Annotated in this window: 23 protein-coding genes and 4 tRNA genes; 24 read left to right on the top strand and 3 right to left on the bottom strand. The window is 33.4% G+C overall.

What is annotated here, in order from left to right; translation table 11 throughout:
- Nucleotides 1-18: 18 nt before the first annotated feature.
- On the bottom strand, nt 19-1,710 hold the full coding sequence (gene lysS / locus BM053_RS01795; protein ID WP_091473355.1) for a lysine--tRNA ligase: 1,692 nt from the start codon (nt 1,708-1,710) through the stop codon (nt 19-21).
- Between the two features lie 290 nt (nt 1,711-2,000).
- Between lysS and lipB the strand changes: the two genes are divergently transcribed.
- The gene (gene lipB, locus BM053_RS01790; RefSeq protein ID WP_091473353.1) at nt 2,001-2,702 is read left to right on the top strand and encodes a lipoyl(octanoyl) transferase LipB; all 702 of its coding nucleotides are present in this window, start codon (nt 2,001-2,003) and stop codon (nt 2,700-2,702) included.
- A gap of 2 nt (nt 2,703-2,704) precedes the next feature.
- On the opposite strand, the gene BM053_RS01785 is transcribed toward lipB, so the two are convergent.
- Nucleotides 2,705-3,364 carry a ribonuclease HII gene (locus BM053_RS01785; protein WP_091473351.1) on the bottom strand — a complete coding sequence of 220 codons (660 nt, stop codon included), beginning with the start codon at nt 3,362-3,364 and terminating at the stop codon, nt 2,705-2,707.
- 199 nt (nt 3,365-3,563) lie between these two features.
- On the opposite strand from BM053_RS01785, the gene BM053_RS01780 reads away from it, so the two are divergent.
- The 10 genes from BM053_RS01780 to BM053_RS01735 all read left to right on the top strand — a co-directional run bounded on the left by BM053_RS01780 (nt 3,564) and on the right by BM053_RS01735 (nt 17,537).
- Nucleotides 3,564-6,692, top strand: a complete 3,129-nt coding sequence (locus BM053_RS01780) for a SusC/RagA family TonB-linked outer membrane protein (RefSeq protein WP_091473349.1) — start codon at nt 3,564-3,566, stop codon at nt 6,690-6,692.
- Nucleotides 6,693-6,702: 10 nt separating this feature from the next.
- Nucleotides 6,703-8,232: a SusD/RagB family nutrient-binding outer membrane lipoprotein gene (locus BM053_RS01775; protein WP_091473346.1), complete on the top strand. Its 1,530-nt coding sequence runs from the start codon at nt 6,703-6,705 to the stop codon at nt 8,230-8,232.
- Between the two features lie 25 nt (nt 8,233-8,257).
- Nucleotides 8,258-9,076 carry a hypothetical protein gene (locus BM053_RS01770; protein ID WP_091473344.1) on the top strand — a complete coding sequence of 273 codons (819 nt, stop codon included), beginning with the start codon at nt 8,258-8,260 and terminating at the stop codon, nt 9,074-9,076.
- Nucleotides 9,077-9,096: 20 nt separating this feature from the next.
- Nucleotides 9,097-10,080, top strand: coding sequence for a hypothetical protein (locus BM053_RS01765; RefSeq protein ID WP_143076452.1), 984 nt, complete (start codon nt 9,097-9,099; stop codon nt 10,078-10,080).
- 84 nt (nt 10,081-10,164) lie between these two features.
- Nucleotides 10,165-12,087 (top strand): putative porin, encoded by a 1,923-nt coding sequence (locus BM053_RS01760; protein WP_091473339.1) that lies wholly within the window; start codon nt 10,165-10,167, stop codon nt 12,085-12,087.
- Between the two features lie 194 nt (nt 12,088-12,281).
- Nucleotides 12,282-13,643, top strand: coding sequence for a pyridoxal-phosphate dependent enzyme (locus tag BM053_RS01755; protein ID WP_091473337.1), 1,362 nt, complete (start codon nt 12,282-12,284; stop codon nt 13,641-13,643).
- 169 nt (nt 13,644-13,812) lie between these two features.
- Nucleotides 13,813-15,081, top strand: a complete 1,269-nt coding sequence (locus BM053_RS01750) for a DUF2851 family protein (protein WP_091473335.1) — start codon at nt 13,813-13,815, stop codon at nt 15,079-15,081.
- A gap of 144 nt (nt 15,082-15,225) precedes the next feature.
- The gene (locus BM053_RS01745; RefSeq protein ID WP_011963325.1) at nt 15,226-15,453 is read left to right on the top strand and encodes a hypothetical protein; all 228 of its coding nucleotides are present in this window, start codon (nt 15,226-15,228) and stop codon (nt 15,451-15,453) included.
- Between the two features lie 3 nt (nt 15,454-15,456).
- Entirely contained in the window at nt 15,457-16,332 is an 876-nt protein-coding gene (locus BM053_RS01740; RefSeq protein ID WP_091473333.1) for a ComEA family DNA-binding protein, read from the top strand.
- A gap of 35 nt (nt 16,333-16,367) precedes the next feature.
- A complete protein-coding gene (locus BM053_RS01735; protein WP_091473331.1) occupies nt 16,368-17,537 on the top strand; it encodes an acyl-CoA dehydrogenase family protein in 1,170 nt (389 codons plus the stop codon).
- Nucleotides 17,538-17,620: 83 nt separating this feature from the next.
- On the opposite strand, the gene BM053_RS01730 is transcribed toward BM053_RS01735, so the two are convergent.
- A complete protein-coding gene (locus BM053_RS01730) occupies nt 17,621-18,289 on the bottom strand; it encodes a ferredoxin reductase domain-containing protein (protein ID WP_091473329.1) in 669 nt (222 codons plus the stop codon).
- A gap of 165 nt (nt 18,290-18,454) precedes the next feature.
- On the opposite strand from BM053_RS01730, the gene rpsU reads away from it, so the two are divergent.
- The 13 genes from rpsU to rplJ all read left to right on the top strand — a co-directional run bounded on the left by rpsU (nt 18,455) and on the right by rplJ (nt 24,244).
- Nucleotides 18,455-18,649 (top strand): 30S ribosomal protein S21, encoded by a 195-nt coding sequence (gene rpsU, locus BM053_RS01725; protein WP_091473327.1) that lies wholly within the window; start codon nt 18,455-18,457, stop codon nt 18,647-18,649.
- A gap of 69 nt (nt 18,650-18,718) precedes the next feature.
- Nucleotides 18,719-19,615 carry a tyrosine-type recombinase/integrase gene (locus tag BM053_RS01720; protein WP_091473325.1) on the top strand — a complete coding sequence of 299 codons (897 nt, stop codon included), beginning with the start codon at nt 18,719-18,721 and terminating at the stop codon, nt 19,613-19,615.
- Between the two features lie 32 nt (nt 19,616-19,647).
- Nucleotides 19,648-19,950 carry a ribosome hibernation-promoting factor, HPF/YfiA family gene (hpf, locus tag BM053_RS01715; protein ID WP_091473324.1) on the top strand — a complete coding sequence of 101 codons (303 nt, stop codon included), beginning with the start codon at nt 19,648-19,650 and terminating at the stop codon, nt 19,948-19,950.
- A gap of 89 nt (nt 19,951-20,039) precedes the next feature.
- Nucleotides 20,040-20,113 (top strand) — tRNA-Thr (locus BM053_RS01710).
- Nucleotides 20,114-20,179: 66 nt separating this feature from the next.
- Nucleotides 20,180-20,260: transfer RNA gene (locus tag BM053_RS01705), tRNA-Tyr, on the top strand.
- 55 nt (nt 20,261-20,315) lie between these two features.
- Nucleotides 20,316-20,387, top strand: a tRNA-Thr gene (locus tag BM053_RS01700).
- Between the two features lie 58 nt (nt 20,388-20,445).
- A complete protein-coding gene (gene tuf / locus BM053_RS01695) occupies nt 20,446-21,633 on the top strand; it encodes an elongation factor Tu (RefSeq protein WP_011963319.1) in 1,188 nt (395 codons plus the stop codon).
- Nucleotides 21,634-21,693: 60 nt separating this feature from the next.
- Nucleotides 21,694-21,764 (top strand) — tRNA-Trp (locus tag BM053_RS01690).
- Nucleotides 21,765-21,780: 16 nt separating this feature from the next.
- Nucleotides 21,781-21,978 carry a preprotein translocase subunit SecE gene (secE, locus tag BM053_RS01685; RefSeq protein WP_091473321.1) on the top strand — a complete coding sequence of 66 codons (198 nt, stop codon included), beginning with the start codon at nt 21,781-21,783 and terminating at the stop codon, nt 21,976-21,978.
- A 10-nt stretch (nt 21,979-21,988) separates the two neighbouring features.
- Nucleotides 21,989-22,540 carry a transcription termination/antitermination protein NusG gene (gene nusG, locus BM053_RS01680; RefSeq protein WP_091473320.1) on the top strand — a complete coding sequence of 184 codons (552 nt, stop codon included), beginning with the start codon at nt 21,989-21,991 and terminating at the stop codon, nt 22,538-22,540.
- A gap of 62 nt (nt 22,541-22,602) precedes the next feature.
- On the top strand, nt 22,603-23,046 hold the full coding sequence (rplK, locus tag BM053_RS01675) for a 50S ribosomal protein L11 (RefSeq protein ID WP_091473318.1): 444 nt from the start codon (nt 22,603-22,605) through the stop codon (nt 23,044-23,046).
- A 2-nt stretch (nt 23,047-23,048) separates the two neighbouring features.
- Nucleotides 23,049-23,738, top strand: a complete 690-nt coding sequence (rplA, locus tag BM053_RS01670) for a 50S ribosomal protein L1 (protein WP_091473316.1) — start codon at nt 23,049-23,051, stop codon at nt 23,736-23,738.
- Between the two features lie 5 nt (nt 23,739-23,743).
- Complete coding sequence (gene rplJ / locus BM053_RS01665; RefSeq protein ID WP_091473313.1) at nt 23,744-24,244, top strand: 50S ribosomal protein L10; 501 nt, start codon at nt 23,744-23,746, stop codon at nt 24,242-24,244.
- The last annotated feature ends 51 nt before the right edge of the window (nt 24,245-24,295 follow it).

Genomic DNA, 24,295 nt, shown 5'->3' with positions numbered 1-24,295 from the left:
TTAAGAGTTTAAAAACTTCTAGTTCAAAACTACCGTTTTGCTATCGCCATCAACTACAACTTTGGTCAAGCCGTGTTTAGACAAGCCTTTCATAGCTGCGTCCCATTTTTTTCCACTCAAAGTCGATTTTTCTTTCAAACCATTTAATGATTGATTGTTTTCTGCTTTTAGCAATTCAACAATCCATTTTTCATCTTCAGTCAATTCCAATTGCTTTTTCTCAGGTCTCATTTGCGGGAAAAACAATACTTCTTGTATCGATGCGTTATTGGTCAAAAACATAATAAGTCTGTCCATTCCAATTCCCATTCCCGATGTTGGTGGCATTCCGTATTCCAAAGCACGAAGAAAATCCTCATCGATCACGCCATTTGCTTCATCATCCCCTTTTTCTGATAATTTCAGTTGGTGTTCGAAACGTTCGCGTTGGTCTATTGGGTCGTTTAGTTCAGAATATGCATTGGCAATTTCTTTACCACAAACCATCAGCTCAAAACGTTCTGTCAAATCTGGATTGTCACGGTGCGATTTACATAATGGAGACATTTCTTTCGGATAATCGGTTATAAAGGTTGGTTGAATATAATTTCCTTCGCATTTTGCTCCAAAAATTTCATCAATCAATTTTCCTTTACCCATGGTTTCATCAACATCGATTCCCATGCCTCTAGCAGCAGCAAATAATTCTGCTTCACTTTTTCCGGAAATATCAAAACCAGTAAAATCGATAATTGCTTGCGTCATTGTAACTCGAGCATACGGAGCTTTGAAGTTTATTTTGTGTTCACCAAAAGTCGCTTCGCTACTTCCGTTTACAGCAGTAGCACAATGTTCTAATAAATTTTCAGCAAAAGTCATCATCCAATTGTAGTCTTTGTAGGCTACATATATTTCCATAGCGGTAAATTCTGGATTATGCGTTCTGTCCATTCCTTCGTTACGGAAGTTTTTCGAAAACTCATACACACCATCAAAACCACCTACGATTAATCTTTTTAAGTATAATTCATTTGCAATTCTCATATACAAAGGAATATCTAAACTATTGTGATGCGTCATAAACGGACGCGCCGCTGCACCACCAGCGATAGATTGTAAAACGGGAGTTTCTACTTCCATGTAACCACTTTCGTTAAAAAAGTTTCGCATGGCAGTAAATAATTTGGTTCTTTTTACAAAAACTTCTTTCACTTGCGGATTTACAACCAAATCTACATAACGCATTCTGTATCTTAATTCAGGATCGTTAAACGCATCATGAATATTTCCGTCTTCATCAGTTTTTGGTAAAGGTAGCGGACGCAAAGTTTTACTTAAAAAAGTAAAATTCTGAACACGAATACATTTTGCACCCACTTGAGTGGTAAATAATTCGCCTTCAATACCTATAAAATCACCTAAATCGGTCAGTTTTTTAAAAACCTGATTGTACAACGTTTTATCATCACCTTCACAAATTACATCACGGTTAAAGTACAATTGAATTCTACCTTCGCTATCTTGTAACTCAGCAAAAGAAGCTTTTCCTTGATCTCTTACACTCATCAAACGACCAGCAACAGTCACCTTTTTACCTTCTTCAAAAGAGTCTTTCACTTGCTTCGAAGTATGGTTTACAGGAAATAAATCCGCAGGATAAGGGTTAATTCCTAGTTGGCGTAAAGCGCTCAGTTTTTCTCTTCTAATGATTTCTTGTTCCGAAAGTTGCATGGGTAAATTTTATTTAAGATTGCAAAGATAGAGATTAGTTACAAAGTTTCAAAGTCGCAAGGTTTCAAAGTTTTTTAGGAGCTATTTCCAGCTTTTCACTACAATCTTTTATTTTTTAAAGAAAAAAACAAAAGGATTTTCGTTGCAATCTGGGCTATTGTCAACATTGTCACTCAGAACAAGATTAGAAAAATCCATGACTACCCGTTTAATCCATGTTATCCGCGTACCATAATTTCAATCAAAACTTTGTACCTTTGCTTCTCACAACCTCAGTGCCTTCTAAAAAAATGAACAAAACCATACAACTCCAAGATTTAGGACACAAAGACTACAAAGAAACGTGGGATTACCAAGAAAAAATATTTCAAGAAGTTCTAGATATTAAAATCCGAAATAGGAGAGAGGAACGTCAAGACGAAACACCAAACTATTTTCTTTTTGTAGAACATCCGCATGTTTACACTTTGGGGAAAAGTGGCGATTTGTCCAATTTGCTTTTATCGGAAAAACAACTCGAAGCAAAAGGCGCAACTTTTTACAAAATAAATCGAGGTGGAGATATTACTTACCACGGGCCAGGGCAAATTGTAGGTTACCCAATTCTGGATTTAGAAAATTTCTTTACAGACATTCATAAATATTTACGACTTCTAGAAGAAGTCATAATTCTTACTTTGGCAGAGTATAATATAATAGGTACAAGAAGCGAAGGCGAAACTGGAGTTTGGCTTGGGGTAGGAACTCCGTTTGCAAGAAAAATATGTGCTTTAGGTGTTCGTGCTTCTCGTTGGGTTACCATGCACGGATTTGCACTTAATGTAAATGCCGATTTGGGTTACTTCGATAATATTATTCCGTGTGGTATAAAAGGAAAAGCGGTAACTTCATTAAATGTAGAACTTGGTGTCGAAAAAGTAAACGAAGAAGAAGTAAAAGAAAAAATACTAAAACATTTTACTGTATTGTTTGATTGTACAATTATTGGGTGATTTTAAATATCAAGTTCTAATTGTTCGGGTAATAACCTAAAAGACATTCGGTGGTATTTTGTTACACCATATTTTCTAATGGCTTCTCGATGTTCTTTTGTAGGATAGCCTTTGTTTTTCTTCCAGTTATACATTGGAAATTCCTCATGAATTTTATTCATATATTCATCACGATAAGTTTTTGCTAAAACCGATGCGGCCGCAATGCTTAAATATTTAGAATCTCCTTTTATGATACTTGTATTTGGTATCGAATGAAGAATTTCTGTTTCTTTATCGGTAAATATTTTGCCAGAGCTTTTTTTGAAGCTGTTTTTGGATAGTAAAGGACGATTTCCATCTACAATAATATATAAAGGAGCAGGGTTTAATTGTAAAACGCATTCTTGCATTGCTTTTAGTGAAGCGTTCAGGATATTTATTTCATCAATTATTATAGGCTCTAGATGTGTAACGGCAAAGGAAATTGCCAATTCTTCAATAATAGGTTTTAATTGTTCTCTAGTTTTTTCAGACAATTGTTTGGAGTCATTTAAAATTTTAGATTCAAAATTTTCTGGCAGCATAACTGCTGCCGCTGTGACAGGCCCAGCCAGACAACCTCGTCCAGCCTCGTCAGTGCCGGCTTCCAAATGTTGTGTTAAAAAAAAAGGATTTAGCATAAATGTAATTTTGACAAAAATATAATTTTTTACACAACCTTTTGCATTATTATGTATCATATAAACGAGTGATTATCATTCCGATTATATTCAAGCATTTTTTTTAACTTAAATAAAATTGTAATATTCCGTCGTATTATTTGGTTATTTAAGAAATTATTAAGAAGTTTGCGGAATAACTAACTCAAATAAAAATAATATGAGATCAAAGTTCAAATGGATTTTTACGCTATTAGTAGCGTTGACTATGCAGCTTTCCTTTGCACAAGAGAAAACTGTAAAGGGTATTGTGACTGACGCAAGTGGTCCTATGCCAGGTGTAAATGTTGTAGTAAAAGGTACCCAACGTGGTGTATCGACAGGTTTTGATGGAGCGTATTCTATCAAGGCTAGTGAAGGTGAGGTTCTTGTTTTTTCATTCATGGGTATGAGTGATATTTCAAAAACAGTCGATGCTTCGGGTTCTATTAATGTTAAAATGCAAGATGATGCTAAGCAATTAGAAACTGTTGTTATAACTGGTTTAGGGATTAAGCGTAAGCAAGATGCGATTACATCTAGTTATACGGTTGTAAAAGCTGAAGAGTTGAACAGAGCTTCTAGTCCAAATGCTGTTCAAGCATTAATTGGAAAAGTATCTGGTTTGCAAATTAATACTACTAATAGTAGTGTTGCTGGTGAGAACAGAGTTGTTTTTAGAGGAGCTCGTTCTATCACAGGAAACAATCAAGCGTTAGTGGTTATTGATGGTGCTATATCATCTTTAGCGACTTTACAACAAATTCCACCAGAGACTATCTTAAGTGTAAATGCTATGAAAGGTGCTCAAGGATCTGCGATTTACGGATCTGATGGTGTTAATGGTGTTATTATTGTAACTACTAAAAAAGGTGGAAGTGATAAATTTTCTGTAACAATAAAATCTTCTTTAGATATTTCTGAGATAGCTTACACGCCTATTAGACAAATGCGTTACGGTCAAGGTTGGGATGGAGCACATTCAAATGTTGAAAACGGATCATGGGGTCCTGAGTATGATGGTTCGCTTCAGCCAGTTGGTATGATGCAAGCTGATGGTAGCTTTGTTATGGCGCCATATACAGGAAATCAAGATAATATAAAAGAATTTTTTAATAATGGTCTTACTTCTCAAAACGGAATTAGTATTAGTGGAGGTTCATTAGAAACTGGTTACGTAAACTTCTCTGCAAATCGTCAGGTTAATGATTTTATCGTTGACGGAGATGAGCTGAAAAGAAACTCATTTTTATTGAAAGCGGGTAAAAAAATCGGAAAATTTTCTGTTGAAGGAAATTTAAATTATATCACTCAGAATGTTAGACAAACTGAGTCTGAATTGTTTAGTGATTTATTACAAGCTGCAACAAACATTCCAATTTCTTCTTTCCAAAGCGGTAACGAACACCACTGGACTGTTTATGCTAACAATCCTTACTGGAAAAGAGATAATCAAAGACAGATTTTAAAAGGAGATGTTGTTGCTGCAATCGCTACTTTTGGTTATCAGTTTAACAAAAATATTAGTGCAAGTTATTTGGCTAATTTAAGAATGAACACAAACAACAACTTGAAGTATCGTAATGCTTATGTTGATGTTGTAGGTCCTGATACTTATGGAGCGTCTCCAGCTGCTATTGATGCTGCTTTAGTATCTTCTACTGATTTTAGAAGAGTGTTTTATGGTGATTTATTGGTGAATTTTGATTATAAATTAACAGATAATGTTTCTCTTAAAGCAACTGTAGGAAATAACCTTCAAGATAATAGTTTCAAATCTAACGAGGTTGGAGGAACAAACTTTGCTATACCAGGAGTTTATAACATCTCTAATGTTTTAAACCCGTATACTGCTGGTGCTTTAGTGTTTGATAATGATGGTGGTTCACGTACTTTAGCAAACAGATCTACTCATTTTAGAAAAGTTGGTGTTTTTGCTAGTGCTGAATTAGGATATAAAGATTATTTATTTTTAAATGCTACTGGTAGAAATGACTGGTCTTCTGTTTTTGATAAAAGTTTATATAGCTTTTTCTATCCAAGTGTTGGTTTATCATTTATTCCTACAAAAGCATTTGAAAGCATTAAAGGAAATGTTCTTAATTACATGAAAATATTTGGAAGTTTTACTAAAGTGGGTAATGACTCTGCAGTTGGTGCTTATGCTATTAATCAAACTGCTACGACTGGTTTCGGATATCCTTTTGGAAACAATTCTTATGTACAACAACTAAGACCTACATATTCTCAAATTGAACCAGAATTTGTAACTACAAAAGAAGCTTCTATTAATTTAGGTTTCTTTAATGATAGACTTACTTTAGACGGATCTTATTATGTTGCAGATACTGATAATTTGATTACACAAACGAATGTTCCTTTCTCTACTGGTTATCAAACTGTTTTAGATAACGTAGGTTCTTTGCAAAATAAAGGATATGAAATTGATTTAGGTTTTACACCTATAAAAAATTCTGACCCTAGAGGTTTTCGTTGGGATAATAAATTAAACTTCTCACATAATAAAACAACTATTACTGCTTTAGAGGGTGGTTTAACTTCAATTAGTTTAAGAGCTCCATCTGCTACTGCAGGTATCTTTGCTGATCTTGGAGATGAGTTTCCACTTATCAAAGGAACAAAATATACTAGAGATAGTATGGGTAGAGTAATTCTTGGTGCAAATGGTAATCCTACTATTGACCCTAGTCAACAAAAATTAGGAAAAACTACTCCTGATTATATTTTAGGATATAGTCCTTCTGTTTCTTATAGAGGAATTAAGTTATCTGCTACAATGGATTACAGAACAGGACATCAGTTTGTTTCTTATGTAAAACAAGATTTATCATTTAATGGTTCTACAATAGAAAGTGCTGAAAACCGTGGTGGATTTATTATGCCAAACTCTTCTTATGATTATAATGGAGATGGTGTTTATGGTGCTGACGAAACAAATACTACTGTAGTAACAGGTGGTGGTGGTACTGCAAGTTATATTGCTGGTTACAACAACGGTTTCTACTCAAGAACAGGTGAAAACTTAGTTTTAGACGCTACTGCTTTCAAATTGAGAGAAGCTTCTTTAAGTTATTCTTTCCCTGAATCTTTAATAGGTAAGACTGGTTTATCTGCTTTATCTATTGGGGTAAATGCTCGTAATCCTATAACTATATTTTCTAAACAAAACAGAAATTATGGTGATCCTGAAGCATCTGAAACTAGTGGAAATGCAGCTGGTATCGATCCATTTACTTCAAGATATCCTGCGCAACGTTCTTACGGATTTTCGCTTAACTTAACTTTTTAATTAATTTATTATGAAAAATAAAATAGTCAAATTATTTTTTACAGGTTTAATTTTATCCTTAGGCTCTTGTGAGAGTTATTTGGATGTAAATGATACTCCAAATACTGCACTATTGTCTCAAATAACACCAAATTTGGCTTTAAGTGCTGCACAAACGCAAACTTTTCGTGTAATTTCTGGTGATACTAGAAATGTTGAAGGTGGTATAGCTTCACAAAACTTAAATCAGTTTGGTAATATCATGATGAACTCGTGGAGTGGAAATGTTAATTCATTTACAGATCCTTATGGTGCTGAATTACGTTCTACCATGACAACCTCTTTTTATCAAAATATTTGGAATTACGGGTATGCGAATATTGCTAATTTACACAATATTACAGTGTATGAAAGTGATAATTATGATAACCATAAAGCCATTGCAAAAATCCTGAAAAGTTTTTACATGCAAACTATGGTCGATATGTATGGAGATTGTCCTTATTCTGAAGCATTTTTAGGTAACGCTAATTTAGCGCCAGCTTATGATGATGATAAAATGGTATACAGAGCTCTTGTAACTAATTTAGATGAGGCGATAGCTATGATAAATGGTGCTAATGGTAGCGATGCTGTTGTAGGAACTGAAGATGCTATGTTGGCTGGAAATATGGATAATTGGAAACGTTTTGCTAATACTATAAAATTAAGATTGTTAATGAGACAATCTGGTTTAGTTGATGCAGAAACTACTGCTTATTTAGATGCTCAATTAGATACACTTATTGGAGCTGATTTTATTACTTCAAATGTAACTATCAATCCTGGTTATTCTTCTGCAAGTGGAGATGCTCAAAATCCATTTTACGCTGCTTACGGTTTTGGTATTTCTGGAACTAAAGTTCAAAATAGAGATTTAGTTGTAGCTTCTGATAATGCAGCTTCAAAATTAAACTCTACTAGCGATGGACGTAGAGGTAGATTATTTACATTGGTTGCAGGAAGTGTAGTAGGAGTTGAACAAGGGGAATCAGCACTAGCGGCAGCAGATGTTGTTTCTTCTTTAGGAGCTGCTATTGTGCCACTACCAGTTGGTACAAATGCAACTGTTGGTTCTTCTATGGCAGGTCAAGTAATGACTTTGTCTGAAGCAAAATTCCTTTTAGCTGAGGCTGCTTTCAAATATCCTGCTAAATTTACAGCTGATCCAAAAACTCTATTTGATGAAGGTATTGCTGCATCATTTACTAGATTAGGAGCTACAATAGGAACTTATTTAACAGATATTGATGCTGTTCCTGGTTTTGGTTGGAATGCTACTACTGATAAAGTAGAAGCGATTATGACTCAAAAATGGATTGCTTTAATGCATGTGAGTGGACACGAAAGTTGGATTGACTACGTGAGAACAGGTTTCCCTGTAACACCTAATGCACTTAACAACGTTAATGGTAAACCTAAAAGATTGATGTATCCTAATTCTGAGATTATATCTAACTCTTCAAATGTTCCATCTCAATCGTCTGCTAGCGTTTTTGCTACAGGACCATTCTGGAAATAATATTATTAACTTTAAATTTATTATTATGAAAAAAATATTATTAATTGCGACACTTGCTTTCTCATTGTTCTCTTGTAATGATGAAGAGAGATTGGCAAATGATACTCGTAATGAGGGTCCTGAAATTGTAGGATTCAATAAAAGCGTTGAAAATGTTGCTTACTTTTCTAACGTTGGGCAAAAAACACTTGATGTACCTGTAGTTATGCAGGGATTAGGTGACGGACTAGCTCCTGTTACTCCTATAGCAGTTTCTTACGAAATTGATTTAGCAAACTCTACTGCTGTAAAAGGAACTGAATTTGATTTTGCTGATGCAACTGGAAAAGTTACTATTCCTGCTGGAGGATCTTTTGCTAACATTCCTTTATTAATAAATACAGGTTCTTTTAATGCTACTCAAAAAACTGAGTTGGTATTAAAACTTACTTCTGCATCTAGCGGAGTAGTTGGTGAGCAATACAAATCTATCAAAATTATTTTTGTGGGTTGTGCTACGGCTCTAGAAGGTAATTATAATACCTATCTTGTATCGGGTCCTACATCAACTTTTGCTGGAGCGGCTACGGTTGTTAAGATTGCACCTAATGTTTATAGATGTTCTCGTTTACCAGGAATTTCTTCAGGAGGTCAGCCTCTTACATTTGATTTTTCAGATGTTTGTAGAGATCTTGAAATTATAGACTGGCAATTTGAAGGTAGTTACCCAATGTTTAAAACTGGAACTACTGATAGACCAACTGGTATTATTGAATCTCCATCAGGTAATTTAGTTTTTACTGAGGTTAATTTAACAGGTCTTTCTTTTTATGTAAATAGAAATTTTACATTAGTTAGAATTTAATTATAATAAATATGATAAATATGAGAAATATAAAAAACTTATTACCTGTTTTGCTTGTTGCACTTGCATTTGTTGCTTGCGATAATGATGATGAAACATTAGAAGATGTTAGACTTGTCAAAACAGTTGTAACTTTAGACAAAACTAGCGTTACGGCTACTGAGGGTACTGAAATAACATTTACACTTAATGTTGACAGTCCTAATAGTAGTGCGATGGATTATAAAGTTGAGATTTATGACGCCGGAACGACAGCATCTTTTAGAGATTTTAGCTGTTCAGGTGACGAAACTGATACTGCTGCAGGAGGTTTTCCACAAGGAAGAATTGGTTATATTATGACTGTTCCAGCTTATGCTACTTCTACAACTTTTACTATAACTCCGGATATAGATTTGTTAAAAGAAGGTAATGAAGTTCTTAAACTTAGATTAGTATCTTCTGGAAATGGTTTAATAAAAGTTAACCCGGATTCTGAAATTATCACAATTAACATCGCTGATTACGTAAGTAATGATGTTGGTGTTGGATTAACTTGGGATAAGCAAACTAACCTTTTTGGAAGTATTATTGATACTCCATATATAGGAACAGATAATCTTGCGCATGACACTAGTATGTTTGATTTTGATCTTTACATATTTGATCCTTCAGGAGCTCCATTAAATTTTGATGGTGCTACATCAGCTAATCCTGAGTTGACTGTATTAGATGCTTCGCTTCCTGATGGTGATTATTATGTGTATTTTGAAATTTATACTTATACAGGGTTTATAAGACCAAAGGTTGCATTTAATCATGATATGAAACTTACTATGTCTAAGTACGGTGTATGGTCAACAACTATTTCTGTACCTATGACAACTAGTGATAGTTTTGCAGATTATGTTGCAATAATTACAAAAACTGGAAACAGTTATGTTGTTACTGATTATGTAACTAATGAAGTTTTAGCCTCTGGAAAAGTGGCTAATAAAAAACCATCATTTACAAGAAGAAAATAATTTTCTTTAAATATTTAAAGCCCACCAATTGGTGGGCTTTTTTTATGTATAATATTTGTGTATTTTTGCAACACAGTTTATTATATGAAGCACATTCTTACAATCTTATTATTCGTTTTTACTTTGAGCAGCTTTGCTCAAGTAGATAATGAGTTGTCTATAAATAAAAATGATACTATAAAAAAATCTTTGCGCGACAAACCCAAAGAAAACCCCAAAGCACCTATAAATATGTATCGTATTGTGACTTTGCAAAAAGACACAACTTATGTTGATACTTCGTTAACAATACACAAAGATTATAAATTTAACCATTTGCGTAAAGATAATTTCGGACTATTACCATTTGCTAACGACGGGCAAACTTATAATACGTTAGATTTTGGTTTAAATAATCCTAGCACTTTGCCAGAGTTTGGGTTTAAAGCCAAGCATTTTAACTATGCAAAGTCAAAAGATATTAATTACTATTCGGTAGCAACTCCAATTACCGAGTTGTATTTTAAGACCACTTTAGAACAAGGACAATCGGTAGATGCGTTTATAACCTTAAATACTTCCGAACAACTTAATTTTTCTATTGCTTACAAAGGATTACGTTCTTTAGGTAAATACGTGAATTCTTTGTCCAGTTCAGGAAATTTCAGATTTACAACCAGTTATTTTTCAAAAAACAAGCGATACTTAGCGAATTTTCATTACACGAGTCAAGATGCATTAAATGGCGAAAACGGTGGTGTTTCTAATCTTTCAGATTTTGAATCAGGAAATCCGCAGTTCACGCAACGCTCCCGATTAGAAGTCTATTTTGAAAATGCTAAAGCCTTGCTAAAAGGTAAAAGATATTTTCTAGATCATTCTTTTAGGATAAATTCTAAAGACAGCGAGAACAATATTTCTATAAACCATCAGTTTAGTTACGAAAGCAAAATGTTCGAATTTAGTAGTGCCGCTACAATTGAAAGATTCGGAAGCGGATATTTACCTTCTAATTATTACGATGTAACGAAAAACAATATCGCTTATAACAAAATAGAAGCTAGTTTTTCAAATAAAACACTAGGAGATTTTCATTTTTTTATAGAAAATTATCAATATAACTATTTATATAATAGACTTTTAATATCAAACAATCAGGTTTCAGTGCCAAATCTAAATAATGCCAAACTCAATGCCGTTGGTGGAAAATATTTATACTCTAAGAACAAGCTAAGAGGAGAAGCTTTATTTTCTAAATCAATATCAAAACAAACATTTTCTACTTTAGATGTTTCAGTACAGTACAAATGGAACGAAAAAAATAATTTCTCTGCACAATATTTAAACCAAAGTAAAGTCCCAGATTTGAATTATACCTTATATCAAAGTAGTTTTGTAAGTTACAATTGGTATAATAATTTTAAGAACGAAAAAATAAACACCATCAAGCTAAAAGCCAATATGCAATGGCTTTCTGCCGAAGCACAACTCACCAGATTAGATGATTATTTGTATTTTAGTGATGACGACAAATCCGATTCAATTATTGTTACAACGCCAAAACAATACGGTAAAACAATAAATTATTTATCGGTAAAAATCGGTAAAGAGCTAAAATTCAGAAGATTTGCTTTAGATAATACTGTTTTGTTTCAGCAAGTTACACAAGATGAAAATATTCTAAATGCGCCCAAATTAGTCACAAGAAACACTTTGTATTTTTCCGATTATGTATTCAAAAAAGCCATGTTTTTGCAAACAGGATTCACATTTCAAACCTTTACAAAATACTACGCAAACGATTACAACCCGCTAATTGGAGAGTTTTATGTGCAAGAAAAGACAAAAGTAGGAGATTTTCCACTAGTCGATTTCTTCATCAATGCACGGGTGCGTCAAGCCAGAATATTCCTAAAAGCTGAGCATTTAAATTCTAGTTTTACAGGAAGAAACTATTACTCGGCACCCGATTATCCGTACAAAGATTTCATTATCCGCTTTGGTCTGGTTTGGACATTTTTTCAATAAAAAAATATTTTTTTGGGCGTGACCACAAGGGCCGGGCTTTCGGCTATATCTTTTTTTCGTGCCTCAAAAAAGGATACCGCCTCAATCCCTCACGCAAACAACATTCCATTTCACAATTATAATTCTAATATGTATCTTTGCATATAAATTCGAAGGTTCTGATTTTTAAAATCAAAATCCAAAACTAAAAAACAATGAAATATTCAGAAAACATATTAGGAACTATCGGAAACACGCCGTTAGTACGACTAAATAAAGTTACCAAAGAAGTAAGCGCATTAGTACTTGCAAAAGTAGAAACTTTCAATCCAGGAAACTCTGTCAAAGACCGTATGGCCATAAAAATGATAGAAGACGCCGAAGCCGATGGTCGCCTAAAACCAGGAGGAACCATCATCGAAGGAACTTCAGGAAATACAGGAATGGGATTAGCACTTGTAGCGATTGTAAAAGGATATAAACTAATTTGCGTTATTTCCGACAAACAATCCAAAGAAAAATGTGATATTCTTCGTGCTGTAGGAGCAAAAGTGGTCGTTTGCCCAACTGATGTTGAGCCAACTGATCCTCGTTCATATTATTCAGTTTCTAAAAAATTAGGAGAAGAAACACCAAATTCTTGGTATGTAAATCAATACGATAATCCAAGTAATTCAATTGCGCATTACGAACAAACTGGACCAGAAATTTGGGAACAAACCGACGGTAAAATCACACATTTTGTAGTTGGAGTGGGAACTGGAGGTACAATCTCTGGCGTTGGAAAATATTTGAAAGAAAAAAATCCAAATATCAAAATTTGGGGAGTCGATACTTATGGTTCAGTATTCAAAAAGTACCACGAAACAGGTATTTTCGACGAAAACGAAATTTATTCTTATATAACCGAAGGAATTGGAGAAGATATTTTACCTAAAAATGTCGATTTCGATATCATTGATGGTTTTACAAAAGTTACCGATAAAGATGCAGCGGTTTATACTCGTAAAATTGCTTTAGAAGAAGGGATTTTCGTAGGAAATTCAGCAGGTTCTGCGATAAAAGGGTTGCTACAACTAAAAGAACATTTCAAACCAGAAGATGTAGTCGTGGTGTTATTTCACGATTCAGGAAGTCGTTATATAGGAAAAATGTTCAATGATGATTGGATGCGTGAACGTGGTTTTCTAGATGAAGAAATCACAAAAGCCGAAGATATTATTAAGGATCATATCGACAAACCATTAGTAATTGTTCGTACTGAAGAGTTGGTTTCACATGCTATCGAGCGTATGCGAAAATACAAAATATCTCAAATTCCAGTGATTGATATTACAGGTTTTGTAGGTTCGGTAGATGAATCAGATTTATTTCAAAGTTACGTGACCGATAAAAATGTGGCCGATAAACCTATTCGTGAGATAATGGGAAAACCATATCCTATTGTAAAAACAGGAACAGCAATCGAAGAAGTTTCTAAATTATTTACCAAAGAAAATCAAGCTGTTTTAGTCGATTTAGGAAACGGAAAGCATCATATTATTACGAAATATGATATTATTGGTTCGATAAAATAGCTATAAAAATAATTCTATTTCCAAATATACCTGACAGGTTTTCAAAACCAGTCGGGTATTATTTTTTCTAATTTCATTGATTTACAGAAAACCAATTTTCGTAAATTAGTGAAATTAGTGTTTTTTTATTACTTTGGTCTTTCATTTACAAGCCTATAAAACAATTGCAATGAAAGAAGATTTTCTCCACTATATTTGGCAATACAAGAAGTTTGATTTTGCCAATTTAAAAACTACTTCGGGGGAAAACTTATCTATATTTAATGTTGGGAATTTTACACAACTCGCAGGACCAGATTTTTTTAACGCACAAATAGAAATCGATAATCAAAAATGGGCAGGAAATATCGAAATTCATATCAAATCTTCCGATTGGTACGTACACAATCACGAGCGAGATGAGAATTATGATTCGGTTATTTTGCATGTAGTTTGGGAACATGATGCAGCGATTTTTAGAAAAGACAACTCGGAAATTCCAGTTTTAGAAATAAAAAAATATGTTTCTCCAATTTTAATTCATCAATACGAAAAACTAAGAACAACAAAATCATGGATTTATTGCGAAAACGAAATAAAAACCATTCCAGATTTTGTGTTTAAAAATTGGCAAGAACGTTTGTTTTTTGAGCGATTAGAAAGAAAATCCAATCCAATTGAAATCTTACTTTTAGAAAATAAAAATGATTGGGAAGCTACTTTTTTCTGTTTCTTGGCTAAGAATTTTGGTTTGAATACCAATGGTGAATCATTTTTTAAAGTAGCACAATCTATTCCGTTTTCCATCATTCGAAAAGAATCTTTTGAGGTTGAAAATCTCGAAGCAATTTTATTTGGTCGAGCCAATTTATTAGAACATGATAAGGAGGATAATTATTTTAAAGACTTAAAACAACGTTGGGAATACATTCAAAATAAATACCAATTAGAAAATATTTTTATTAATTCGGTTCAGTTTTTCAAGCACCGACCAGACAATTTTCCTACAATAAGATTGTCGCAATTGGCAAATTTGTATCACACGCATCAAAATTTATTTTCTAAAGTAATTAGCGCTAAAAACATCGAAGAATTACATCAAATTTTCAATGTTTCGGTTACAGAATATTGGCAAATACATTATAATTTTGATAAAATAAGCCCAAAAAAAGCAAAATCATTATCAAAATCATTTGTCGATTTGCTTATCATTAATACTATTATTCCTTTTCGTTTTGCTTACGAAAAAAGTTTAGGTAAAGAAACATCGGAAGAAAACATTCAGTTTTTAGAACAAATTACCTCAGAAAAAAATGCAATTATTGATAAGTTTAAGTCAGTTGGAATCACATCAAAAAATGCATTCGAAAGTCAATCTTTATTACAACTTAAAAATGAATATTGTAACAAAAATAAGTGTTTGCAATGTGTCGTTGGATTAGAACTGTTGAAGAATTAGACTTCTTAGACTTTTAGATAGTTAGACAATTAGATTTTTTGTAGTTTTACAAAAATGTCATCCTGAGAAGTTTATGCTGAACGGAGTCGAAGTATAGCCGAAGGACGATTAAATAAATAACCAAATTACCGATTAGCCAAAAGAATGAGATTCGTTATAAAACTAAAATATCTTTTCGAAAAACAAGGTTTTCACATAGCTTCTCGTCTTGCTGATAGGTTAGGAATGCGAGCAAATAGTGTGCGTTTGTTTTTTATTTATATTTCGTTTGTAACTGCAGGATTATGGTTTGGGGTTTACCTAACATTAGGGTTTTTAATAAAATTAAAGGATTTAGTGCGAGCTAAAAGATCTTCAGTTTTCGACTTGTAGCTTATGAATATCAAACAATATTTCATTTTCAATAAAGAGCAAAAAATTGGCTTGACCGTTTTGGTTGGGCTAATAATTACAATGCAAATATTGTATTTTTTTGTCGATTTTTCAACTAAAGAAATACCAACAAAAGAAGAAGAACAATGGTTGGCGATGCAAGCAGAAATCGATTCGGTAAAAACTATGGCTGGTGAAGATACTTATAAAATGTATCCTTTTAATCCTAATTTTATTAACGATTTCAAAGGTTATAAACTAGGAATGAAAGTCGCCGAAATAGATAGATTATTGGCTTTCAGAAAAACCAATAAATATGTAAATTCTGCACAAGAATTTCAAAAAGTAACTCAAATTTCCGATTCGTTATTGGCTGTAATTGCTCCGTATTTTAAATTTCCGGATTGGGTTACAAATAAAAAAAATTATGCATCTAATGGAAATACAAATTATAAAGACTTTAACAAAAAAGAGAAAATTGTAATTATAAATATCAACGAAGCTTCAAAAGAAGATTTGATGAAAATTTACGGAATTGGCGATGCGATTTCTGATAGAATTCTGAAACAAAAGGAAGTTTTCGGTTCGTTTGTAAGTATGGATCAAATGCAAGATATTTGGGGACTATCGCCCGAAGTGATTAGTCAATTAAATTCGCATTTTAAAGTTTATGGAACTTCAGTCACTAATAAAATCGACATTAATAATATTTCTGTCAAAGAATTAACAAAATTTCCGTATTTTAAATATGCTTTAGCTAAAGAAATTGTGACTTATCGAAGTATGAATAACGGAATCAAGAATATTGAGGATTTAACAAAAATTAAGGGTTTTCCTGTTGAAAAAGTTAAAATTATTGCCTTATATTTGAACTTCTAAAAAAACACAATATTTTTTAACGGTTTTAAGTTATTATGAATTCAATATATTTTACAGAAGAACACGAATTATTTAGAAAGAGTTTACAAGATTTTTTGCATAAAGAAGTGGTGCCTCACATTGAAAAATGGGAAAAAACAGGTACAATTGAACGATTTATTTGGAAAAAATTTGGTGATATGGGCTTTTTCGGGTTAAAATATCCAGAAGTTTATGGTGGATTAGGTTTAGATTTGTTTTACACAGTAATCTTTTTGGAAGAACTTCAAAAAATTAAATCTTCTGGTTTCGCTGCAGCAATGTGGGCTCACGCTTATTTAGCCATGACACATTTAAATGCGGAAGGTAGCGAACGAATCAAAAAAGAATATTTAGCGCCAAGTATTTTAGGTGAAAAAATAGGTGCATTATGTGTTACGGAGCCTTTTGGTGGTAGTGATGTAGCAGGAATGAGAACAACTGCTATTAGACAAGGAGATAAATTTATAATTAATGGTTCTAAAACATTTATTACTAACGGTATTTATGCTGATTATTATGTAGTGGCTGCAAAAACAAGTCCCGAACTTGGAAATAAAGGAATTAGTATGTTTTTGGTTGATACCAATTTAAAAGGAATATCTGCAACAAAATTAGATAAGTTAGGTTGGAGAGCTTCAGATACTGCAGAAATTGCATTTGATAATGTAGAAATTCCTGCAGAAAATTTAATGGGTGAAGAAGGAAAAGGATTTCCTTATATCATGCAACATTTTGCTTTTGAAAGACTAATTATGGCTGTTAACGCTCATTCACGTGCTGAATATGCGATAGAATATACGTTAGGATATATGTCAGAACGTGAGGCGTTTGGAAAATCGTTAGATAAATTTCAAGCATTGCGTCATACAATGGTGGAACATGCTACAGAAGTAGAACACATTAAAGTGTTTAATTATGCAGCCATTGCACGATTAGACAAAGGCGAATATGTAGTAAAGGAAGCTACTATGGCTAAATTAAAATCGACTAAAGTTGCCGACCAAGCCATTTATGATTGTTTACAAATGTTAGGAGGTTATGGTTATATGGAAGAATATCCGTTAGCAAGATTATCACGTGATAGCCGTTTAGGCCCAATTGGCGGTGGTACTTCAGAAATTATGAAAGAAATATTATCGAAAATGATAATTGATAATAAAAATTATAAACCAGCGGTAGAATAATAATTTTGTCACGCTGAGCGGAGTCGAAGCGAATAACAATAAAAAAGCCAAGAATTATATGTTCTTGGCTTTTCTATTGATTACTATTCTTCAACAACTAATGTATCGGAAGTCACGCCTAATTCCAACAAATGTTTTGAGATATTTGCTACAAAATCGATAGGTCCGCAAACATAAAAATGTTGTCCGAAATTAGAAATGTTTTCAATTAAAAAATTGCGATCAATTCTTCTTTCCATAAACCCAATAACGGTTTCTCGGGTAAAAACTTTGGTGTAATCGGTTTTTAACATCTTTTGCAATTCAATATCCATAATTACATCTTCCGAAGTTTTATTGGTATAAATAAGTGTATTGCCGCGTAGTTTATTTTGTTTATATAAATCTCGAAATATAGCAATAAATGGAGTTATGCCTGCTCCAGCTGCAATAAAAACGCCTGGTTCTTTAAATTGTATCGCGCCAAAAACATCATGAAGAATCAATTCGGCACCAGCGTTAATGCTTCCAAGTTTATTCGTTACGCCATCATGATCGCGGTAAATCTTAATCATAAATTCTAAATATTTTTGGTCTTTCAGGCTAGTGAAAGTAAACGGTCGTAATTTGTCTTCCCAGCCTGGAAGGTTGATGGAAACGTCTGTAGCTTGCCCAGGAATAAAATCATAATTTTCAGGCTTTTCAACCACAAAACATTTTACATCGTATGTAATATAAAAGGATTGGATTATTTTTACAATATGACTTGCCATGATTATTTATTTACAATTAACTTATATAAAATTAATGAATTAGATTGTCTTTCATCGTTTTTTGAAGGTTGTTTTTAAAACTTATAAAATAATTCAAAATTTATAATTCAAAATTCAAAATAAATATATACTTTTGCACCCTTAACGAGAGGAGGTGTCTATATTATGTTAATTATACCAATTAAAGACGGAGAAAATATCGATAGAGCATTAAAGCGCTATAAGAGAAAATTTGACAAAACAGGAGTCGTAAGACAATTGAGAAAACGTCAAGCTTTCATTAAACCATCTGTTATAAACAGAGCAATGGTTCAAAAAGCGGCTTATGTTCAAAACATGAGAGAGAATTTAGAAAGTTAGTAAATAATTTTCCTAAAATATAAATCGTTAGTTGTAGAAGTTTCGTACTTTTATACTAACGATTTTTTTATGCAATCAAACCAGCAAAAATTCCAAGATTATTTACTCAAAGAAAAAAACTATTCCATACTTACGGCATTAGCTTATGGGAAGGATTTGCAATTTTTTCAAAAATTCCTTGAAAAAGATTTCGATAGCACACCGCTCGAAGAAGTTTCTTATACTTTAATAAGAAGTTGGGTAGTTTCTATGGTCGATGCAGAAATGAGTAACACATCTGTAAATCGAAAAATAGCATCGCTCAAAGCATTTTACAAATTTCTATTAAAGACAAAACAAATAGAAATAAATCCATTATCGAAACACAAAGCGCTCAAGACTGCAAAAAAAATCCAAATTCCATTTTCGGAAGAAGAACTCGATAAAGTATTAACTCAAATAGAATATAAAGAAGGATTTGAAGGAGTGCGAGACAAGCTAATTATCGATTTGTTTTATACTACAGGAATTCGTCGTTCGGAGCTTATTTCTCTTCAAATATCAAATACAGATTTAGTTGCCGGAACTATAAAAGTCATTGGTAAAAGAAATAAAGAAAGAATGATTCCGTTATTGCCAGTAATTATTCAAGGTGTAAAAATGTATCTAACTGAAAGAAAGCAACTTCCGTTAATTATAGATAGCGATAATTTAATTTTACTCTCAAACGGAAATAAAGGCAACGAAACATTTGTGTATCGATTAATAAATGATTACTTTAGTAATGTCTCCGAGAAAGTAAAAAAAAGTCCGCATATGCTTCGACATACATTTGCAACTCACATGCTTAATCACGGAGCCGATTTGAATTCTATTAAAGAATTGTTAGGTCACTCAAGTCTTGCGTCAACCCAAGTTTACACAAATTCAAGTTTAGCCGAACTTAAAAATGTTTACCAAAATGCGCATCCTAGAAATCAGAAATAATTCTTCACATTGTTTAACCAAAATTTAAAATTATGAAGGTAAATGTTCATGCAGTTAACTTTAATGTTGACAAAAAACTAGTAGATTTTGTAGAAGAGAGAATTGTTAAATTAGAAAAATTTTATGACAAAATAGTGTCGTACGATGTGTTTCTAAAAGTCGAAAAAACCAGTGACAAAGAAAATAAAATGGTTGAGCTAAAAGTTATAGTTCCAGGAGACGAATTTATTGTAAAAAAACAATGCAAAACATTCGAAGAAGGAGTAGAATTAGCATCGGAATCGCTAGAAAGATTATTATTAAAAAGGAAAGAAAAAGTCAAAGCGCATATTTAGAGAATTTTTTATAAAAAAAGTTTTGATTAATAAATAAAATACATACATTTGCAGTCCGTTAGAAATAGCGGACTTTTTTTATTGATTTTGCCAGCGTAGCTCAGTTGGCTAGAGCAGCTGATTTGTAATCAGCAGGTCGTGGGTTCGAGTCCCTCCGCCGGCTCTAAAATTTTAATTCCAAAGCGTTTGGAAAATGTTCTTTTAAAGTACTGAAAAAATCAATAAAAATGGGGAGATACTCAAGCGGCCAACGAGGGCAGACTGTAAATCTGCTGTGTAAACTTCGCAGGTTCGAATCCTGCTCTCCCCACAAGTCGAAATTTTAGATTTTAATCTAAAATGTAAGCTCTAAAATCAAGGATTCTGCCGACTTAGCTCAGAGGTAGAGTGCTTCCTTGGTAAGGAAGAGGTCACGGGTTCAATTCCCGTAGTTGGCTCAAAATTGTAAAATTTGAACACTAATATATTATAATTAAAGATTAAAAACTAAGTAAAATGGCAAAAGAAACCTTTAACCGTTCGAAACCACACTTAAATATTGGTACGATCGGACACGTAGATCACGGTAAAACTACTTTAACAGCAGCAATCACAAAAGTGTTATCTGATGCTGGTTACTGTCAAGCAAAATCATTTGATCAAATTGATAATGCTCCAGAAGAAAAAGAAAGAGGTATTACAATTAATACATCACACGTTGAGTACGAAACTGCTAACCGTCACTACGCGCACGTTGACTGTCCTGGTCACGCGGATTACGTAAAGAACATGGTTACTGGTGCTGCTCAAATGGACGGTGCTATCCTTGTTGTAGCTGCAACTGATGGGCCAATGCCGCAAACACGTGAGCACATCCTTTTAGGTCGCCAAGTTGGTATTCCTAGAATGGTAGTATTCATGAATAAAGTGGATATGGTTGATGATGAAGAATTATTAGAATTAGTTGAGATGGAAATCAGAGACTTATTATCTTTCTACGAATATGATGGAGATAATGGTCCTGTAGTTCAAGGTTCAGCTTTAGGAGGATTGAATAACGATCCTGCTTGGGTTCCTAAAATTATCGAATTAATGGAAGCTTGTGATTCTTGGATCCAAGAGCCAATCCGTGATACTGAAAAACCATTCTTAATGCCGGTTGAAGATGTATTTACAATTACTGGTCGTGGAACTGTTGCTACAGGTCGTATCGAAACAGGAATCTGTAATACAGGAGATCCAGTTGAAATCATTGGTATGGGTGCTGAGAAATTAACTTCTACAGTAACAGGTATCGAAATGTTCCGTCAAATCCTTGATAGAGGTGAGGCTGGAGATAATGCAGGTATCTTGTTAAGAGGTGTTGCAAAAGAAGATATTAAAAGAGGAATGGTTATCATTAAGCCAGGATCTGTAAAACCACACGCTAAATTTAAAGCTGAGGTTTATATCTTGAAAAAAGAAGAAGGTGGTCGTCACACACCATTCCATAACAACTACCGTCCACAGTTTTACGTACGTACAACTGACGTAACAGGGGTAATCATGTTGCCTACAGGAGTTGAAATGGTTATGCCAGGAGACAACTTAACTATCGATGTTACTTTGTTAAGCCCAATCGCGATGAGCGTTGGATTGCGTTTCGCTATCCGTGAAGGTGGTAGAACAGTAGGAGCTGGACAAGTTACGGAAATTACTGAATAAGCATATTTTTAAATAAATAAAACCCAGTGTCGTTATTTTACGACACTGGTTTTTTAACAAACGGGCGTAGTTCAAGGGTAGAATAGCGGTCTCCAAAACCGTTGATGGGGGTTCGAATCCCTCCGCCCGTGCAAAAAATAAAACACAATGACAAAAGTTGTTAATTATATATCGGAAGCTTTTGAAGAGCTAAAGTCTAATGTTTCTTGGCCAGCTTGGGAAGATACTCAAAAATATGCAATAATCGTTGCGATTTTTTCAGTTGTATTTTCATTAGCTACTTGGGCTGTCGATACGGCTTTTGCGGAATCTATTTCAGGTTTTTTTAATTGGATAAAATCTTAAAAATTACCTCATGGCAGATGTTAATGTAAAAAAGTGGTATGTTGTAAGAGCTGTAAGTGGACAAGAAAATAAAGTTAAAGCTTATATAGAAGCTGAAATTAACAGACTTGGTTTATCTGATTATGTTTCTCAAGTACTTGTTCCTACTGAAAAAGTGGTTACAGTAAAAGATGGTAAAAAGATAATAAAAGACAAAGTTTATTTTTCTGGTTACGTTATGATTGAAGCTAATTTAGCAGGAGAAATAACACACATCATAAAATCTATTACAAGTGTAATTGGTTTTCTTGGAGAAACAAAAAACGGAGATCCAGTTCCATTAAGAATTGCCGAAGTAAACAGAATGTTAGGGAAAGTAGATGAATTAGCAGTAACTGCGGATCATAGTTCAATTCCATTCACAATCGGAGAAACAATAAAAGTGACTGATGGTCCTTTCAACGGTTTCAACGGTACTGTTGAAAAAATAAATGAAGAAAAGCGTAAACTTGAAGTAATGGTTAAAATTTTCGGAAGAAAAACACCATTAGAATTAAGCTTTATGCAAGTAGAAAAAGTATAATTTTTTGTTACATATATTAACCGCATTAATCGCTTCCAATGATTAATGTAAAATTTTAAAAAATGGCTAAAGAAGTTAGTAAAGTAGTTAAACTACAAGTTAAGGGAGGTGCTGCGAACCCGTCGCCACCGGTTGGACCTGCTTTGGGAGCTGCTGGAGTTAACATCATGGAATTCTGTAAGCAATTTAATGCTAGAACCCAAGATAAACCCGGCAAAATATGTCCAGTGCAAATCACTGTATATAAAGACAAATCATTTGATTTTGTTGTAAAAACTCCACCAGCTGCAATTCAATTAATGGATGCTGCAAAATTGAAATCTGGTTCAGGCGAGCCTAATCGTAAAAAAGTAGCTTCGGTTACTTGGGATGTGATTAAAACTATTGCTGAAGACAAGATGGTCGATTTGAATGCATTTACAATCGAATCTGCAATGAGTATGATCGCAGGAACGGCTAGATCTATGGGTATAACTGTAACTGGAGATTCTCCTCTAAAAAAATAGATATGGCAAAATTGACAAAAAAACAAAAAGAAGCTGTTTCGAAAATTGAAAAGAATAAATTATATTCTTTAAAGGACGCTTCAGTATTAATCAAACAAATTGCTTCTGCAAAGTTTGATGAGTCAGTTGATATCGCAGTAAAACTAGGAGTAGATCCAAGAAAAGCGAATCAAATGGTACGTGGTGTGGTTGCATTACCACACGGAACAGGAAAAAACATGAGAGTTTTAGCATTAGTTACTCCAGATAAGGAAGCTGAAGCTAGAGAAGCGGGAGCGGATCATGTTGGTTTAGACGATTATTTACAAAAAATAAAAGATGGTTGGACGGATGTTGACGTTATTGTTACTATGCCAGCTGTTATGGGTAAATTAGGTCCATTAGGTCGTATATTAGGACCACGTGGTTTAATGCCAAACCCTAAAACTGGTACTGTAACCATGGAAATTGGTAAAGCAGTAGCAGAAATTAAAGCGGGTAAAATCGACTTTAAAGTAGATAAAACTGGTATCGTGCACGCAGGTATTGGAAGAATTTCTTTCGATGCTGACAAGATTACTGAAAATGCACACGAAATCATTCAAACATTAATCAAATTAAAGCCAACTGCTGCAAAAGGTACTTACATCAAGTCTATTCACTTGACAAGTACAATGAGTCCAGCAATTGCTTTAGATCCTAAAGCTGTATAATTGATATGACAAGAGAAGAAAAATCAATCGCTATTGGAGATTTAACTGCACAGTTAGCTGGTACAAACATTTTATATGTAGCAGATATTTCTGGATTAAATGCAGAAACTACTTCAAACCTAAGAAGAGCTTGTTTTAAAGCAGGTATCAAATTAGAAGTTGTAAAAAATACCTTGCTTGTAAAAGCAATGGAAGCATCTGATAAAAACTTTGGTGATTTACCATTGACTTTAAAAGGAAATTCTTCAATTTTTATTGCAGATGTGGCTAATGGTCCTGCAAAAATCATCAAAGACTTCCGTAAAAAATCAGACAAACCTCTTTTAAAAGGAGCTTACATCAACGACGAAGTTTATATTGGAGACAATTTACTTGATTCGTTAGTAAACCTTAAATCAAGAGACGAGGTTATCGGAGAAATCATCGGATTACTTCAATCTCCTGCTAAGCGCGTGATCGCTGCATTATTAAACCATGCAGAATCTAAAGGCGAAGCAGCAGAATAAATTCGCGCACTAAATAAATTATATAATTACAAATCATTTAAAAGATAGAAA

Origin of the sequence: Flavobacterium swingsii, assembly GCF_900111965.1 — a bacterium.
In the GTDB taxonomy this organism is placed as follows: Bacteria; Bacteroidota; Bacteroidia; order Flavobacteriales; family Flavobacteriaceae; genus Flavobacterium; species Flavobacterium swingsii.
Note: the sequence above shows the minus strand (reverse complement) of the source record. Positions and strands in the feature narration are given on the sequence as shown.

Coding starts and splice junctions, on each gene's coding strand:
- BM053_RS01720 (WP_091473325.1), top strand. CDS start 18,719: ATGCAATCAAACCAGCAAAAATTCCAAGATTATTTACTCAAAGAAAAA.
- hpf (WP_091473324.1), top strand. CDS start 19,648: ATGAAGGTAAATGTTCATGCAGTTAACTTTAATGTTGACAAAAAACTA.
- BM053_RS01755 (WP_091473337.1), top strand. CDS start 12,282: ATGAAATATTCAGAAAACATATTAGGAACTATCGGAAACACGCCGTTA.
- BM053_RS01775 (WP_091473346.1), top strand. CDS start 6,703: ATGAAAAATAAAATAGTCAAATTATTTTTTACAGGTTTAATTTTATCC.
- BM053_RS01785 (WP_091473351.1), bottom strand. CDS start 3,364: ATGCTAAATCCTTTTTTTTTAACACAACATTTGGAAGCCGGCACTGAC.
- lipB (WP_091473353.1), top strand. CDS start 2,001: ATGAACAAAACCATACAACTCCAAGATTTAGGACACAAAGACTACAAA.
- rplK (WP_091473318.1), top strand. CDS start 22,603: ATGGCTAAAGAAGTTAGTAAAGTAGTTAAACTACAAGTTAAGGGAGGT.
- BM053_RS01760 (WP_091473339.1), top strand. CDS start 10,165: ATGAAGCACATTCTTACAATCTTATTATTCGTTTTTACTTTGAGCAGC.
- BM053_RS01765 (WP_143076452.1), top strand. CDS start 9,097: ATGAGAAATATAAAAAACTTATTACCTGTTTTGCTTGTTGCACTTGCA.
- BM053_RS01735 (WP_091473331.1), top strand. CDS start 16,368: ATGAATTCAATATATTTTACAGAAGAACACGAATTATTTAGAAAGAGT.
- BM053_RS01780 (WP_091473349.1), top strand. CDS start 3,564: ATGAGATCAAAGTTCAAATGGATTTTTACGCTATTAGTAGCGTTGACT.
- BM053_RS01730 (WP_091473329.1), bottom strand. CDS start 18,289: ATGGCAAGTCATATTGTAAAAATAATCCAATCCTTTTATATTACATAC.
- BM053_RS01745 (WP_011963325.1), top strand. CDS start 15,226: ATGAGATTCGTTATAAAACTAAAATATCTTTTCGAAAAACAAGGTTTT.
- tuf (WP_011963319.1), top strand. CDS start 20,446: ATGGCAAAAGAAACCTTTAACCGTTCGAAACCACACTTAAATATTGGT.
- BM053_RS01740 (WP_091473333.1), top strand. CDS start 15,457: ATGAATATCAAACAATATTTCATTTTCAATAAAGAGCAAAAAATTGGC.
- secE (WP_091473321.1), top strand. CDS start 21,781: ATGACAAAAGTTGTTAATTATATATCGGAAGCTTTTGAAGAGCTAAAG.
- lysS (WP_091473355.1), bottom strand. CDS start 1,710: ATGCAACTTTCGGAACAAGAAATCATTAGAAGAGAAAAACTGAGCGCT.
- rplJ (WP_091473313.1), top strand. CDS start 23,744: ATGACAAGAGAAGAAAAATCAATCGCTATTGGAGATTTAACTGCACAG.
- BM053_RS01770 (WP_091473344.1), top strand. CDS start 8,258: ATGAAAAAAATATTATTAATTGCGACACTTGCTTTCTCATTGTTCTCT.
- rpsU (WP_091473327.1), top strand. CDS start 18,455: ATGTTAATTATACCAATTAAAGACGGAGAAAATATCGATAGAGCATTA.
- rplA (WP_091473316.1), top strand. CDS start 23,049: ATGGCAAAATTGACAAAAAAACAAAAAGAAGCTGTTTCGAAAATTGAA.
- BM053_RS01750 (WP_091473335.1), top strand. CDS start 13,813: ATGAAAGAAGATTTTCTCCACTATATTTGGCAATACAAGAAGTTTGAT.
- nusG (WP_091473320.1), top strand. CDS start 21,989: ATGGCAGATGTTAATGTAAAAAAGTGGTATGTTGTAAGAGCTGTAAGT.